The following is a 15,397-nucleotide window of genomic DNA, read 5'->3' as shown; positions in this document are numbered from 1 at the left end:
ACGAGATCGTATTTCTCAGTGAACTAATCGGGAGATACAACCATTTGGGTTGGTACCGTTTCACCCAATTGACCCGACATCGAAGGCCGATTCTACTCAACAGATATTGTGGTAACAAAACAAAACTAGTTGGCATTTGTTTTGACAACGGTCTCGCCAACCACTATCTGCATCCTGATGCGGCACGACCGTCGTCCAGAAGGCGAACCAACGGATGGCCAAGCAGAGTGGCATAAGATACTTCATACAGTCCGGCGAATGTATATGCATATCATCGGTTTAATGCATTACTGTACTATGTGTCTTACATCAACCCGAACACAGAATAACGTTGTTGAGTCGTCCGTTTCGGGGTGTAGCCCAGTCACCTGTCGTTAGGAGTGCCCCGGGGTGTGGCATCGGTTACGAGCTTTCTTTAATACAGCTGGTGCACTATGCTTACAAGGGTACTGGTGTAACGGTTTATTACCAGTCGGAAACTACCTTTCCCGAGCGTAAGGTACTGCTATCAATTGATTATCTGTACCTCTGCGGTCGTTGCGTCGTGGGTGCGGAACGCTACGCAGTATCGGTACTGCGTCGTGGTCGGTTTATTCGGGAGACTTCGAATTCGTTGTCATCCTTCTCCCACTCGAACGTGATTTCGTTGCCGACCCACGTGAATTCATCCGGACTGTACTCCATCCTCACTCCACCGTCGATTTCTATCTCTATCTCGTCGTCCTTTTCCCACTCGAAGTCCACCGAGACGCCCTCGTACTCGAGTTTCGCGTCTTCGACTTCTACGTCGGTGTCAGCAGCGTCGTCGGGCGTTTCGAACTCGATGTCGTTGCCTCCGTTGTACTCGAAATCGAACGCATCGGTTTCGGTGACTACCGTCACCTCGATCGACTCCGACTCGGCTTCGAAATCAATATTCGGTTCACCGACAGTCGTGAATTCGACACCGTCCGGTCCCGCCTCGAACTCGACGCTCCGGTACTCGAACTCGACGCTCCCGTCCGCATCGAGTTCGTAGCTGAGTTCGCCCCTATCGCGGGCGAGGTCATCACTCGTCGCTGTCGCATCGGCTTTCGTTTGTTCGTCAGGTGTCCCGTCAGGCGCTCCAGTGTTAAATCGGCCAGGCGTAAACAGCCGAAAGCCGACTAACAAGACGGAAACCCCGGACCCAACGCTCAGTACCCACTTTCGTCTCGGGAGGTCAGCCATCCACACTTCCTCCATCTAACACATCGTGAACAGAGAATATCAAGCCGTAGTATCAGTTCGGTAACTGACTTACTACGACGTTTCTACGCGAGACGGAGAACAGCTTCCCGCCCGGATACCCCTCACCGAGCCGGGAGACGGCAACCCTCAGTCGTCGAAGTCGAGGTCGTCGTCATCACGGTGTGAACTGATGAGGGTACCGTTCACGTCGTAGATACGTCGGACGTCGTCGCCGTCCTCATCGTCCTTGTCGAACACTCGGAGTGTGCCGTTCTCGTCGAACTGCCACTCCTTTTCGTCACCGTCGTCATCCTCGTCTCGCCGGAATCGGAGCGTTCCATTCTCGTCGTAGACCCGTTCTTCTTCGTCGCCATCGGCATCCTCTTCCCGTCGGAATCTGAGGGTTCCGTTCTCGTCGTAGACCCATTCTTCTTCGTCACCATCGGCATCCTCCTCAACACGACGACGGACGGTACCGTTACTGTCGAACTCCGTCCGCTCTTCATCACCGTCGTCGTCAATCTCCTCGACGAATCCACCCTCAGGTCCGGTGCAGGACTCGAACTCTTCGCCGTCGCTGGTTTCGTACTCGACGAATCGACTGCACCGGTCAGTCGACCCGGAGTCGAACTCGATGATGTCGTCATCTGCGCGGGCTGAGCCAACGGCCGTTGTGCTCCACGTAATTCCAGCGACCAGAGCACCGACCGCTCTCAGATACCTGCGCCGACAGGTTAGTCGCTCGTTCATCCTTATTGTTGGTTCTCGACGGTAATAAGTAACTGGTAAACTTGGTTCTCGAACCTCCCGACAGTCCAATGTATGACGGTACATGTAGGTGACTGGAACGTCATCGTTGACAGCACACAGTTCCGCTCTTCACCGCCTGTGGAGCGTATCACTCGGTTGATTTCTTGCACATGGTGTGCTGCTACTCACTGGCTTGAGTATCGTAAGAAAAGCTATTTTATTCTACTCGGAGTATACTGCGTTGAGGCAGGTCAGGACACGGCCACTTCGGATTCGGATAACCCTACCGAATCGTATGGTCAGCCATCCACACAACTAGATCCTGTTCCTGTCTCGTGCTGAACTGGGCCTTTTCACACTCCCAACCCCCTACCATCGTTCCCACCCCCTTCACCGTTATTGGGTGTCCGTCTAAGGAGATCTCCGGTACTGGCAGGTCGAACAATAGCTGATTGTTACTCCACGAGAGTAGCTCACTGATTGACTTCGACCTCGCCATGATTGGCTTACACTCGCCAAAAGTCGAGTTCCGAGGCGGTGGGGGTTCACCCGGGATGGTCGTGCGTCTCTTCAAGGAATGTTGTCAGGAGTTTCCACGTCGCCCGTCTGAGGTGCTGATGGAGCGTTGCGGAGGAGACGTCCATCGACTCGGCTATCTCTTCGGCAGTGCTTCCGCGCGGCCAGTCGTAGTAGCCGGCGTGGTACGCGGCTTTTATGGCTTGTCTCTGCTTCTCTGTGAGACGGTCCTCAGCCGTGTTACGGAGGTCAGTAACGGTCTGAACCGAACGGTCGACCGTCCGTTTAGCCGTTATCTCCACGGTGGGATAGAGCGACTGGAGTGCCTCAATCACTTCCTGAAGGTTCGTGGTCTGGGATGTCTCGATAACGAGTGTGCCGTCCCCGTCTTCTGCCACGGCGTTTTGGACGGTTGCACCGACTTCGGCCATGGTCTGCAGGACCGATTCAGTCTTGATTACTTCGAACAGACACTCCTCTTCCTGCTCTTTGATGACTCGGCTGTGGGTAACCGTCTCCATGTCCTCGGCCACCTCGCTCACGGTGTCGGCCGACGCCTCGTCAGCCCAGAGGTAGCAGAGGTAATTGCCGTCCTCTGCGGGAGCAGTCCCCTCAAGTCGACAGCGACAGCCGAGTTTCTCGGAGAAGTAGACGGGGAGATTCGACTGATCTGTGAGCTCGAACTCGAGTTCGACGATTTCGTCTGACTGGAGTAGCTCCCTGTTCCGAAGAGCGTTGATACTGAATCCGATTGCGTCCCCGAGGACTTTCAATCCCGACTGCGCATGTTCCCCGAAGGCGTCTTCACGAGCAGCGTCCACGACGAGCACCCCGTAGATTCGGTTCCCGTAACGCAACGGGATGGCTGCGGTAACCTCGACTTCGCCCTCGGAGGGTGGCTCTACTTCGGGTGTCGACGTGTTACTGTTGACTTGGTACAGTCGTGCGATACTGAGTTCACCCGTCTCGATTGCCTGTTTGACCGTTCCGTTTCCAATCCGGGGCAGTTTCATCTGCTCGATTGCATCCAGATACCCGTCTTCGACGCCTGCACCCGTCTTGATAAGAATTCCATCCGTGACCCCGTTCACTTCAGCTATCCACGCGCTGCGGTAGAGGTTCGATTCGGCCAACTGCCGGCAAACCTGATTTTCGATTCCATCGCGCGTGCCAGCCTTGACCAACTCTCTGACGACATCCTGGATGAGTATGTTAATCCGGTTGAGCGTGTCGAGTTGGTCACGTTGGTTTCGGCACTCATGTTTTTGCTCCTGGATGGTGTGCTCGCGCTCGGCGCGATTGAGGTGGGCCGTAACGGTCGCTGAAAGCACTTCCAGCAACTGGATGTCGGATTCAGAGACCTCAGTTCCCGAAGGGACGAACACGGTCAACGTTCCGTGTTCCCCGAGTGGGAAGTGAAAGCTCGTCTCGCCGCTTGTCTCCCCAACGACGGTCTCGCTGCCATCAATTTCGTCGTTACGCACCGCTTCGCCTCGGCGGTACGCATGGCCGGCGAGGGTAGCGCCGAGTTCGAATGCAGGCCGCGAGTCGATGAGTTGCTCGGCAGCGTCGGTCATCTCGATAGGGGTAAGGGTGTTCGTCTCTTCGTCAAACATCCGCACGCCACTAACGTCGAACCCAACGACCTGCTCAACGGCATCGAGAGCGGCTTTCGCGATGGCCTGAGGGTCTTCCGCCTGAGGCAGTTCTCGGCTCGCCTTGTTGAGCGTCTTGAGTTGTCGCTTGTGTTCCTTCCGGTCGGAGATATCGATAAGCACGCCGGTCGTTCCACGGAACTCCGCATCGGGTCCAGCAGGGAGTTCGCTGAACCGAATTTCGAGTGGGATGACGTTCCCGTTTTTGGTTCGGATCGGTGCCTCAGCAGTCATCACGTCTTGGTCGGATTGGTAGAGCTGTTTACGAGCTTCTCGGGCGCTCTCGGCGTCAACAACCCGCAGCGGCTCGCTTGATGATGAGGTGTTGACTAGCAGGTCCTCGTAGTCTGCCGGATCGACATCATCGGCCTCACCCGCAAGAAGGTCCGTCAACGGTCTTCCGATGAGTTCCTCTCGGTCGTAGTTCGTCAGCTCGCACGCGCCGTCGTTGACGAGAGTGAACCGGAGGTTCTCGTCGGCGGCGTACACCCCCTCACCGACTGCTTCCACCATTGTCCGATACCGCTCTAGTTTCTGCTTTCGCTGAACCCGTCCGGAGATGTCCCGAACGCAGGCGAGTACGTGTGGGTCACCCTCGAATTCGATTCTCGATGCCGAAATTTCAACTGAAAGGGTCGAACCGTCGGCGGTGCGGTGTTCGAGGGCGTCGGAACAGGCTGTGCCCGCTTCTAACACCTCGTCGACGAACCGGTCAAATGTGGTCGTATCGTACGAGTAGAGTTCAGACGGAGCAGTCGACAGGAGGTCATCTCGATTGTATCCAAACAACTCACATGCTCTGGGGTTGCAAGCAACCATCTCGTCGTGCTCGTTGTCAAAGACGACCATTGCATCGTTGCTCTCTTCGAAGATTTTCCGGAGGAGGGATTCACCGACGTTCGCTCGGGACTGTGACGGTTCACCGTGTCTAGTCCGTTCGTGAATTCGCAGAGTAAAAAACCGGGATTGCTCGTAGTCGGTCGCGTCCACGGTGAACGACACGGGAACTTCGTGGCCCTCGGCATGGACGAGAGAACTATCAGTGACTGCTCTATGCGGTCGCTCGGGTGGGGTCGCAGCACGTTGGATAGTCTCGAGTGGGGTGTCGTGGTCCGTCGGAAAGAATCGAACGATAGACTTGCCAACTAGTGTGTCTGGGTCATGCCCCAAGAGCCGCTCAACTGGTGGGTTCGCGAAGACAACAGTCCCTCCCTGGTCAATCGAGATGATTCCTTCGCCGGGGTCGATGATCACCTCCCGTAGGAACCGCCTTCCGGACGTTGTTACTGATGACATGTGTTATAATCGGCTGTGTGATAGCATAATACTGCCTTGGTTTCGTAGTTATCCCGGGTTGACGATGGCGGCGAATAGCCATTCTTGACGAATTACACGAGTAAACGAGAGCCTCGAAAGCCAAACAGTCAACGACACCGAGTCGTTCGGTGGGTCCGATTTTAGTCGACTGTTGAATGGGTCCGACTACGTGTTCCAGACGCTTCTGTGTGGCAGACAGCGTGGGTGTTCCGCTCTGCTACGTGTCTCGACGGAGGACCCAGATAGAAGCATCGTAGGGGTAACGAGGTTCGAGTAGACCCCGGAATTTAAGCACGTAGGTAGGTGTGCTGCTAGCCATGTTGCCATTCGTTCTATAGAGCTAGGTCCCTTTTGTTAGTCTGGACTAGTCATGGGGACGAAAAACCAAACGTATGGGGGGGCAGCGACCCACAGTAGCCGAGACGGACGGCCGTTCCGTCACACTTCGAAGTCATTCCAGCAGGAGCTGAACACCTTGGCACAGCTCATTGGGCGGAAGTGGAACTTAGTTATTATTGCGACACTCCTCAATGAGGGGCCGATGGGGTTCAGTAAGATCGAAAGCGAGGTCGAGGGGATTTCCAATAAGGTCCTCGCGGAGAGCCTCCGGACGCTTGAAGAGCACGGAGTAATAAACCGTGACATACTCAGCGAGCGTCCGTTTCGAGTCGAGTACTCGCTGACGAAGCAGGGTGCCGCCTTCGAACCACTCATCGAACGAGTGCGGTATGGCGACCTTCAGGTCACCTCCACAGATACCTGAAGCCGACATTTTCGGTGGTCGGTCGTCGGAGAGGGCATGGGAATCCCTCGCCGACTGGAGTGTTCGTGACTATAGTAGGGCGGCGTCTCGAAATCTCAACCGGAGTCCACACTCACAGTTGCTCACAGGCGTACCGAAGGACTGCCAGCAACACTGCTGCTGGCCTCGTATCGGGCCGAAAAATACGGCTACAGGATAGACTGCTGCCAGGGTGATGGACACGTGAAATCACGCCGGGTTCGTTCTTTATTTGGTGATACGATACTGGTGGCAGCACCGACGAACATAGTAATTGCTAGGCATGTTTGCGAACACTCTCATAGATATACGTCCAGATTTCGTTTATATACCTCTCGGGGCCGCATTCTCTCGAAAACTGAATGTACTGATTGCCGGGTAACCGGGTGTCTGATGTCTCACCGTCTGCGCATGGCCTCATGGTATGAAGATATTTTTACTGAGGAACCCATTAGTTATAATAATATTATATATCCCTAATCCCTACAGCTATATGCCCACAGTCGGGATGGATTCGAAGTGATTCTGCTAACATAGATTCAGCCGATTCTGTCCTAACTCGTGGGGTGATAGACGACGAGATGAGACCATGAAAGACACATTCCGATTAGTACTGATACTGTTTCTGGCGATTGGTATGGTTACCGCTGGTGGCGCGATGTCGGTAGCTGCCGATCACCAGAGCAACGAAGTTGACATCGATACCGACGACGGCGAAATAGAACACGACGGCGACGACGCCGAAGTCGAAGACGACGACGGAGACCTCGACTTCGAATCCAACGAGGACGATAAAGAGGCCGACATCGAGTTCGAAGATCTAGAACTCGAACAAGATGACGATGACCTCGACTTCGAAGACGATGAAGACGACCTCGACTTCGAGAGCCACGACGGCGGTGACGACGTCGACGTAGAGACAGACGACCACGAAATCGAACAGCACGACGACGAGGTCGAAGTCGAGGACGACGAAAACGACCTCGACTTCGAGGCTGACGAGGACGGTGACCGCACCGATATCGAGTTCGATGACGTCGAAATCGAGCAAGATGGTAACCGCCTCGAGGTTGAAGACGATACCGACGGCCACGACCTCGACTACGAGGCCGAAGACGACGACCTCGACGTCGAACACGACGAGGCCGAAATCGAGAAGCACGGCGACGAAGCCGACGTTGAGTTGGAGGACCTCGAGTTCGAGAACGACGGCGACCTCGACATCGAGTTCGACGGCAGCGGCGGAATCGACATTGACCTCGACGGTGACGACATCGATGTCGACACCGACGACCACGAGATCGAACAGGACGGCGACGACCTCGAAGTCGAGGATGACGACAATAACCTCGACTTAGAGAGCGACGGCGACGACCACGAACTCGAGGCCGACGACGAACACGACATCGAACACAACGGTGACGATGTCGACGTCGAAGGCGAAGACTTCGAGTTCGAGAACAACGGCGATCTCGACTTCGAGACCGACGAGCAGGAGATCGAGTTAGATGACGACGACCTCGAAGTCGACACCGACGACGGCATCGACTTCGAGAACGACGGCGACGAAGTCGAGTTCGAGGATGACGACCACGACATCGAACAAGATGGTAGCGATGTCGACGTCGAAGACCACGATGAGGACTTCGAGTTCGAACAGGACGACGACGAGGCAGAGCTAGAGACCGATGACCACGACATCGAACACAGTGGTGACAACCTCGATGTCGAGGACGACGACGGCCTCGACCTCGAGTCCGACGGCGAAAGCATCGACCTCGAGCGCGACGATAACGACGACACTGAAGTCGGAGCGTTCCTTGACGACCTGACCCGAAGTGAGATCATCGAACTCGGTACCACGGTCGGCGCGGACGACTACGATGACCTCGCGGACATGGACGTCGAGGACCTCGACGACAACGAGGTCAACATGCTCGAAACCATGCTCACCGACGACGACAGCGAGGGCAGTACCGAGTAACAACGAGCAAACTCAACGGTACTGCCAAATTTCCGGGACAGTGAGTATGACGCGGCTCTCGCTGCGAGAGCTGAGATAGCGCCTCCTCACTTTCACCACTAGACGGTGATACCGGGCGAGTTCCGGTTCAACACTGTGTCCTATTGCTCGGCATCCGCAGTGGTCGGACACAGTAACAACACGCGTATGAAACAAAGTAATAGATTCGCGCTGATTACGTTCCTCGTGGTCGCCCTGCTCATCGGCACCGCGGCGCCGGCAGCGGTCGCGGTATCGGGGGACGCTGTCAGCTCTGAGTTAGCAACGGACCCGCCCGATGTCGGTCCCGTCAGCGACCACGAGACGGTCGCAGATGACGACGACGGTGGTGATAACAGCGACGATAGCGACGAGGTAGAGGTCGACACTGAGGATGGCGAAATAGAACACGACGGCGACGTCCTCGAGATCGATGACTTCGAGGACGATTTCGACTTCGAGTCCAACGAGGACGATGACGAAGTCGAAATCGACTTCGAGGACCTGGATATCGAACAGGATGATGAGAACGTCGAGGTCGAAGACGACGAAGCAGACCTCGACTTCGAAAACGACGGCGACGAGGTCGAAGCGGAGTCAGGCGACCACGAGATCGAACAAGACGATGACGACCTCGAGGTCGAAGACCACGAAGACGGTCTCGACTTCGAGAGTGACGACGGCGGCGAAGAAGTCGATATCGACTTCGAGGGTCTAGACATCGAGCAGCACGGTGAGAGCGCGGAGGTCGAAACTGACGAAATCGAGTACGAGCGCGGCGGCAACAAGTTCGAAGATGACTCAGACGACCTCGAATTCGAGAACGAAGACGTCGAGGTCGAACGCGACCACGGCGAGGTCGAGATCGAGACTGACGAGCACGAGATCGAACACGACGGTGAGAAACTCGAAGTTGAAAAGGCGGGCTTCAACTTCGAAAACCTCGGCAAGGAAGATGAAGTTGACGTCGAGGCAAACGGTATCGAGGTCGAACAGGACGGCGACGACGCCGAAGTCGAGGACGAAAACGGCTTCGACTTCGAGAACGACGGTGACCGCCTCGAGTTCGAAGACGCCGGTGGGTTGGTCGACTTAGAGGCGACTGACGATGCAACCGATATCGAATTCGACGGTGGTGAGATCGAGCAACTCGACGACGCCCTCGACGTCGAAACCGATGAGGTCGACTTCGAGAACGACGGCGACGAAGTCGAGTTCGAGACCGACGACCACGACATCGAACAGGACGACGACGATGTCGATGTCGAAGACGATGAAGACGACATCGACTTCGAGAGCACCGACGGCGGTGACGACGTCGAATTCGAGACGGCGGACCACGGGATCGAACAGGACGACGACGACCTTGAGGTCGAAGACCACGAGGACGATATCGACTTCGAGAACGACGACGACGAGGTCGAGTTCGAGACCGACGACCACGACATCGAGCAGCGCGGTGATGCAGTCGACGTCGAGATCGATGACCTCGAGTTGGAGTCCGACGGTGAAACCGTCGACCTCGAACGTGACAAACACGAGGATATCGAAGTCGGCGCGTTCCTCGACGACTTGACCCGAGACGAGATCATCGAACTCGGCACCGAGACCGGTGCGGACGACCTCGATGACCTCGCGGACATGGACATCGATGAGCTCGATGACGACGAAATCGAGATGCTCGAGAGCATGCTCTCCGACGGCGGCGAGTAGTCAAGCAGCCGAGTCCCCCGTCGGATCATCGGGATATCCGTGACGGTCGGTACTGCAAGGCCCTCACGGGCCAAAGCGTGCCTCATTTTTCACATAACTGGGCTTGAGAGTCACGACTGGGGATGCAGATGTCGACACTCGGTTACGGTGGCGTAAGTTGTTGTCCAACCGTTCACGATGTGAGTGGGGCTTGATGCCCTGACTCGCGAGTTGTCTCGCACTTATGCGAGTTGACGTACATTGTTCAGTTGAGACCGACCACCCGGTTCAGCGCGTTTATGACCCGAAACCACCAGTTCACAGTCGTCGTTGTCTTCATCGTCGTAGCCACTGTTCTCGGAAGCGTTCCACCGCCGGTAACGGCCACGGATACGGTGCCGACCGACTCGGATTTCGGGACCGAACAGCTACTCGGGGCCGGATTCGAAGCGGTTGGAAGTAGTGTTGATGACGGTGGGAGAGTCGCCGTGACGGACAATTCGACGCACGATGACGAGGATGGCGAGGACGACGGAGATGATCACGTCGATGATGACGAAGACGATGGCAGCTTCGAGTTCGGTGACGATGGAGAAGACCACACCGACAACGACGAGGACGACCACGTCGATGAGGACGATGATACCGAGGACGGCTTCGAGTTCGATGACGGAGACGAGGATGAACATAACGAGGAGGATGACGAGGATAGCTTCGAATTCGGTGACGATGGGGATGAGGAAGGCCACACCGATGACGAAGAAGGCGAAGACGACGAAGCTGCCGAAGATGGCTTCAAATTCGATGACGACGAGGATGGTCACGCTGCGGATGACGAGGGTAGTTTCGAATTCGGTGACGGCGACGATGACGACCACTCCAGTGATGACGAAGACGGTTTCGAATTCGGTGATGACCACGATGACGACCACGCCAGGGATGACCACGCCGAGGCTGACAAAGACGGCGGAGACGACGGCCTCGGCCACGCCGGAGAAGAAGAATCCGAATCGAACGACGAGGCAGCGGAGCAGTCCGTCCCGGATGACCCAAACGCCACTAACAGAATAGACTCACCGGAATCGCGCATCCCAGTCGCTCGGGCAACCGATGTCGAGGCAGGCGATGACGGCATAGAGCAGGAGCTGATAGTCAGCGGCGAAGTCGAACGGGGGGGAGATACAGACACGTTCGAAATCGACGTCTCGGCCGCCACAGACGCTGGCACGACTATCACGTCCGTTGAGGCCACCCCCGGGGCAGATACCGCGGCGGCCACCGCGTCCTTCAGTGACGGGACTGTCACTGTCTCCATTCGGGACGATGCCGGCGACGCGGACACGGACGTCATCGCCAAAATATCGCTCGTACAGGACACGCAGCGTACAGTCCCAGCGCCGGGGGTAACGTACGACGTCACGCAGTACGCGAGCGACGCAACCACGACAGTTCGGGCCACTGCGACAATGCAGTTCGACCGGGTTCGGAAGGTCGGTAGCGCCGAGGCCCGAGAGAACCAGGCGGACATCGCGGAGAAACAGCAGGGCGCCAGTAGCGCCGAATCAGCGCGCGCCGCCCTCGCGACGAACACGGTTTCCGTCGACCGCGGGGACGTCGCGACGCTCCCGATTCGAATCGCTGGAGAGACCGACTCAGCAACCCTCACTATCGAGAGCGGTGCAAGCGACTACCAGGCCGACACGGCAGTGACGGACGGTGATGGCGACGGGGTTGTTATCGTCGAGTTCGATACCCGGGCCGCCGGGGCCACCGACTCAGTGTCACCCGTCGTGTGGACGGCCGATGCGGACGATGCGGCGACGCTCCGTAATCAGGTCACGTCGGACGCCGCGCTACCCCCCGGTGGCTATCGGATTCGGGTCGCCGCCCAGACCGACGGCACCACCGAATCGACACCGACGGACGCCGGGATACTCTCGATTGGAACACGGAGTACGGATAAGATACAGGTGCTGACCGCACCCGGCTCAGTCGACCCGGACGTCGATGGCGATGGAACCGTCGAGATGGTCGATCTCGTCGCATTGGACCGGTCCGGTCGACTCTCAGCGGATCAAACTATTGCGACGACCGACTGGGTCGTTCTACAGGTCAAGGCGTCCGGACTCGAAGGACTCGTCCGGAATCGAAGCACGTTCGACGCTGCCATCGGTGACGAACTTGCGCTCGTAATCACCCGTGTCAACGAGGAGTCGACTGAGACAAATAGTTCAGCCGTACGGCTGGAGACGGACAACCTAACCGCCAACGATGCCGTCACACTGGTTCCGGCACCCGGACGCGACAACTACTTCGTCGTCATCAACGCGAGTCGGGCCACAGTCACCGATGGCAGTACGACAACCGGGGTCGCAGTCCCCGACGCTGTGTATCGGGCCACGTTCGCCGTCACCGACGAGCGCCTCCGGCCCGCCGACGGCGACGAACCAAACGTAATCCAAACGGCATTCAAAACCGTCGAGCCGTCTGCTACATTCGGACGCGACACGGTGACCGTCACTCCGTCAGCTAATCAGACGATTGTGGGTGCAACATCGATGGCACCGGGGACCGAGGTCACCGTCTCAGTCGCGTCGGCAAACGAGACGGAAGACAAGTTTGTGCGAAAGAAGACGGCCACAGTCGAGAAAAACGGCCGGTTCAGTGCTAGCTTCGACTTTGCTGGACAGCCAACCGGGTCCACGCTCGAACTCGCCGCCTCCGCCGCCACCTCGCGCGGGGCGACGCTCCTCAAGTCGACGACGGTGAGGGTCGTATCAGAGGGTCAAGCCGGCGAACCGACGACGAAACCGGAAAAGACAGGGACGGTAGCATCTTCGGTCCCGCCGGAGTTATCCCCACCCTTACGGGACCGGGAGACTGGTTCCGACGCCGAAGGCACCGTAGACCGGGTCGTTCTTCCGGAAGACACGGCCCGCTCGATTGGCGGTACTGGGCCGGTAGGAACCGTATTCATTCCGGTCCTCGTTGGAACTCTCGTGGTCACATTCGTATTCGTGAGGAACCGTAAGAAGTGACGAATCGAGAGGGGAACTGCCGCGCCAGTACACTTCCCCTGTCATCTTCTGGCTTCGGCCTCGACACCACTCGTCACCACGTTAACTGTGGCACCCTGGTCGTCGAGTTCGATGGTCAGTCCACCGTCCTCGCTCCTGACTTCGAGCATTCCACCGTCGAACACGAGGTCGAAGTTTCCGCTCCCGACGTCGAGAATCTCACCGTCGTACTCGATGTCGAACTCATCGGTCTCGGTCTCGACGACTTCGCCATCGAACCCGATGTCGAACTCGTCAGTCTCGGTGCGGATGTGACCGGTGTTCGCGTCGATTCTGACCTCGAGATGGTCTCCTTCGATGTCGAACTGCTCACCGTCGAACACGAGATTGAACTCGTCACCGTCGATTTCGACCTCGTCGCTTCGGTTTTCGATGTCGAGGTCAGGGTCGGGGTCGTGTCTCGACACTTCGAAGTGGTCATCCTCGAACGTGATGTCGAAGCCGTCGCCCACGATATCGGCCGCGTCGCCGCCCTCGCGGATCTCAATGTCTATCCGTTCGCCATTGCTCTCGACTTCGATCCTCTGTCCGTCGGCTCTGACCGCGAGGTCGTCGCTTTCGATGTCGACCGTCTCATCGAACTCGATGTCGACATCGTCACTTTCGACGACTACTCCGTCACCGAACTCGAACTCGTAGTCGTGGCCCTCAAGCGTGGTGTGGTTAGGGCGGAACTCAAACGCGAAGTCGTCACCCGTGACGTCAGCGCTGTCGTCGGCGACTTCGATGTTGACATCGCCGTCCGCTAGTGCGATGTCAATCGTGGCCGCGGCAGGCGCAGAGGCCACAGCAACTATCAGTACAAGCAGCAATGGGGTAGGGGGGCCGTTAGTGAACAGGGGTGTATTGCTCATGGTCGTGACTGCCTAACGAGAGGGGCGATTACGTGGAGAATCGCCGAGTGAACCTGCCACTGACGGTGTTACGGTCGCACGTTCACTCACTCGTTCTCGGCATGTTCCGGTCACCGTGTTTTGTAGCCAACTGAACATTTACACACGGAGGTGATATTCGTTGTTGAGTCCTCGGTTACTCGGTTGGCAATTGGAAGAGGGGTACCAGTTGGTAACTCGTTCAGTCTCGCTGTAACTGGGGACGTCTACAGATGTGTCTCAAACAGACATTGAACACACCGCAACCCCGGCCGACAGAGTACCTGTTCATCAGGATGTCGACCGTTTATCAGAGTATGTCGTCGACCGTTTGTTCGGGTCGATTATCGGTGCTGACGAGAGAGAATTAGATTACGCCGTTCAGGGCCGACACGAGTTACTGCACCTCACTGATTGGGATGGCATTGTCGGCGCTGATCCAGGCTGTGGATTGGTTTTCCTCGTAGAGGAGGTGGTCCCCATTCTTGGTCGTGACCACAACCACATCGGTTGGTCGTCTTGGCTCTTCGGGATGTTCGTCGTCCGAGCGGTCGGGTTCTATGTGACTCATCGGTCTACTGATTACGTGTGAAGGTATTCTCGACCCCACTCACGCATCGCGGTGATCATCGGCTCAAGTTCGCGTCCCGGCTCGGTAAGCGAGTACTCGACGCGGTGCGGGCGGGTGCTGACGGTGCGCCGTTCGACGATCTGATGCCCCTCAAGATCTTTGAGGTTCTCCGAGAGCACTTTCCCGGAGATACCGTCGATCTGTTCTTTGAGTTCGCTGAACCCGGAAGGTCCACCCTCCAGTAGTTGACGGACGATGACCGGATGCCATTTGCGTCCGATCACTGCGCTCATTCCGGTGAGAAGGTTTTCCTCTCTTTCCCTCGATGGTGTCTTTGCGAGGTCGATTGCGTCGGCAAGGCCAGTCGGTTCGTCGGCGAAAGAGTTTGCTTCTACACTCATTGGTGTGTCACAGTTACACATACTACCCGTTTCCCCTAAGCAGTGCAGCCTTCACATCTCACCGAATGGAGCCTAGTTTCACGGGTCCACGGCCAAGAACCAATGTTGGATACCCAAGCGCTTAGGTATGGACTCCGATTCCGACTAAGCAGAGGCTAACTGAAAGCGTAGCTGCTCCGAATGAGAAAAAGAGAAGACTGTCCCCGTTGCCACTTTGGAGGGGTCGACGACGGAATCACGAACGGTTATGTTCGTGACCGAGGAAAACCGCGGCACTGTTGAGCATAACTAAGCCTGCGAACACGGTTACTTCGTGAAGCGTGTTCAGTCCCAGCCCAAGGTAGAACAACAGGACGAACGGAAGGAATACTGCTGCCCAAAAGGCAAACCACTGGACCATCCGTTTAACAGGGACGATGTACCGACCGCGAAACGAGAGTTTCAGTTCCTGATACGCCATCTTCTCGATAGTCAAATACGACTGCTGGTGGGTAATGTTTTATTGAGTGATTCGTCCGGCGGTGCATAACGGTTTACGAACTTACCATCGAGAT

General features: G+C 56.8%; 11 protein-coding genes. 4 read left to right on the top strand and 7 right to left on the bottom strand.

Annotated elements, in window-relative coordinates:
- Positions 1-558: 558 nt before the first annotated feature.
- The 3 genes from HFX_RS18840 to HFX_RS18825 all read right to left on the bottom strand — a co-directional run bounded on the left by HFX_RS18840 (position 559) and on the right by HFX_RS18825 (position 5,426).
- On the bottom strand, positions 559-1,209 hold the full coding sequence (locus HFX_RS18840) for a hypothetical protein (protein WP_231512998.1): 651 nt from the start codon (positions 1,207-1,209) through the stop codon (positions 559-561).
- A gap of 147 nt (positions 1,210-1,356) precedes the next feature.
- The gene (locus tag HFX_RS18835) at positions 1,357-1,959 is read right to left on the bottom strand and encodes a hypothetical protein (protein ID WP_004060670.1); all 603 of its coding nucleotides are present in this window, start codon (positions 1,957-1,959) and stop codon (positions 1,357-1,359) included.
- Positions 1,960-2,504: 545 nt separating this feature from the next.
- Entirely contained in the window at positions 2,505-5,426 is a 2,922-nt protein-coding gene (locus HFX_RS18825; protein ID WP_049917530.1) for a PAS domain S-box protein, read from the bottom strand.
- Positions 5,427-5,922: 496 nt separating this feature from the next.
- On the opposite strand from HFX_RS18825, the gene HFX_RS18820 reads away from it, so the two are divergent.
- The 4 genes from HFX_RS18820 (at position 5,923) to HFX_RS18805 (ending at position 12,960) form a co-directional block, all read left to right on the top strand.
- Positions 5,923-6,210 (top strand): winged helix-turn-helix transcriptional regulator, encoded by a 288-nt coding sequence (locus HFX_RS18820; protein ID WP_231512999.1) that lies wholly within the window; start codon positions 5,923-5,925, stop codon positions 6,208-6,210.
- 655 nt (positions 6,211-6,865) lie between these two features.
- Positions 6,866-8,212 (top strand): hypothetical protein, encoded by a 1,347-nt coding sequence (locus HFX_RS18815; protein WP_004060674.1) that lies wholly within the window; start codon positions 6,866-6,868, stop codon positions 8,210-8,212.
- Positions 8,213-8,398: 186 nt separating this feature from the next.
- A complete protein-coding gene (locus tag HFX_RS18810) occupies positions 8,399-9,943 on the top strand; it encodes a putative sodium/potassium/calcium exchanger (protein ID WP_004060675.1) in 1,545 nt (514 codons plus the stop codon).
- A gap of 278 nt (positions 9,944-10,221) precedes the next feature.
- Entirely contained in the window at positions 10,222-12,960 is a 2,739-nt protein-coding gene (locus HFX_RS18805) for a BGTF surface domain-containing protein (protein WP_004060676.1), read from the top strand.
- Positions 12,961-13,001: 41 nt separating this feature from the next.
- Here HFX_RS18805 and HFX_RS18800 read toward each other — a convergent pair whose 3' ends face one another.
- The 4 genes from HFX_RS18800 to HFX_RS18790 all read right to left on the bottom strand — a co-directional run bounded on the left by HFX_RS18800 (position 13,002) and on the right by HFX_RS18790 (position 15,318).
- Complete coding sequence (locus HFX_RS18800) at positions 13,002-13,787, bottom strand: hypothetical protein (protein ID WP_004060677.1); 786 nt, start codon at positions 13,785-13,787, stop codon at positions 13,002-13,004.
- A 481-nt stretch (positions 13,788-14,268) separates the two neighbouring features.
- Positions 14,269-14,442, bottom strand: coding sequence for a hypothetical protein (locus HFX_RS20235; RefSeq protein WP_179955385.1), 174 nt, complete (start codon positions 14,440-14,442; stop codon positions 14,269-14,271).
- Between the two features lie 11 nt (positions 14,443-14,453).
- Positions 14,454-14,843, bottom strand: coding sequence for a winged helix-turn-helix transcriptional regulator (locus HFX_RS18795; RefSeq protein WP_004060679.1), 390 nt, complete (start codon positions 14,841-14,843; stop codon positions 14,454-14,456).
- Positions 14,844-15,078: 235 nt separating this feature from the next.
- Complete coding sequence (locus tag HFX_RS18790) at positions 15,079-15,318, bottom strand: hypothetical protein (RefSeq protein WP_137685690.1); 240 nt, start codon at positions 15,316-15,318, stop codon at positions 15,079-15,081.
- Positions 15,319-15,397 lie beyond the last annotated feature (79 nt).

Origin of the sequence: Haloferax mediterranei ATCC 33500 (genome assembly GCF_000306765.2) — an archaeon.
GTDB classification, from domain to species: domain Archaea; phylum Halobacteriota; class Halobacteria; order Halobacteriales; family Haloferacaceae; genus Haloferax; species Haloferax mediterranei.
This window is presented reverse-complemented; position numbering and strand designations above follow the sequence as displayed.

Bases quoted from the DNA above. Each gene is read 5' to 3' on its own strand.
- HFX_RS20235 (WP_179955385.1), bottom strand. From the start codon at position 14,442: ATGAGTCACATAGAACCCGACCGCTCGGACGACGAACATCCCGAAGAG.
- HFX_RS18825 (WP_049917530.1), bottom strand. From the start codon at position 5,426: ATGTCATCAGTAACAACGTCCGGAAGGCGGTTCCTACGGGAGGTGATC.
- HFX_RS18840 (WP_231512998.1), bottom strand. From the start codon at position 1,209: ATGGCTGACCTCCCGAGACGAAAGTGGGTACTGAGCGTTGGGTCCGGG.
- HFX_RS18815 (WP_004060674.1), top strand. From the start codon at position 6,866: ATGGTTACCGCTGGTGGCGCGATGTCGGTAGCTGCCGATCACCAGAGC.
- HFX_RS18835 (WP_004060670.1), bottom strand. From the start codon at position 1,959: ATGAACGAGCGACTAACCTGTCGGCGCAGGTATCTGAGAGCGGTCGGT.
- HFX_RS18795 (WP_004060679.1), bottom strand. From the start codon at position 14,843: ATGAGTGTAGAAGCAAACTCTTTCGCCGACGAACCGACTGGCCTTGCC.
- HFX_RS18805 (WP_004060676.1), top strand. From the start codon at position 10,222: ATGACCCGAAACCACCAGTTCACAGTCGTCGTTGTCTTCATCGTCGTA.
- HFX_RS18810 (WP_004060675.1), top strand. From the start codon at position 8,399: ATGAAACAAAGTAATAGATTCGCGCTGATTACGTTCCTCGTGGTCGCC.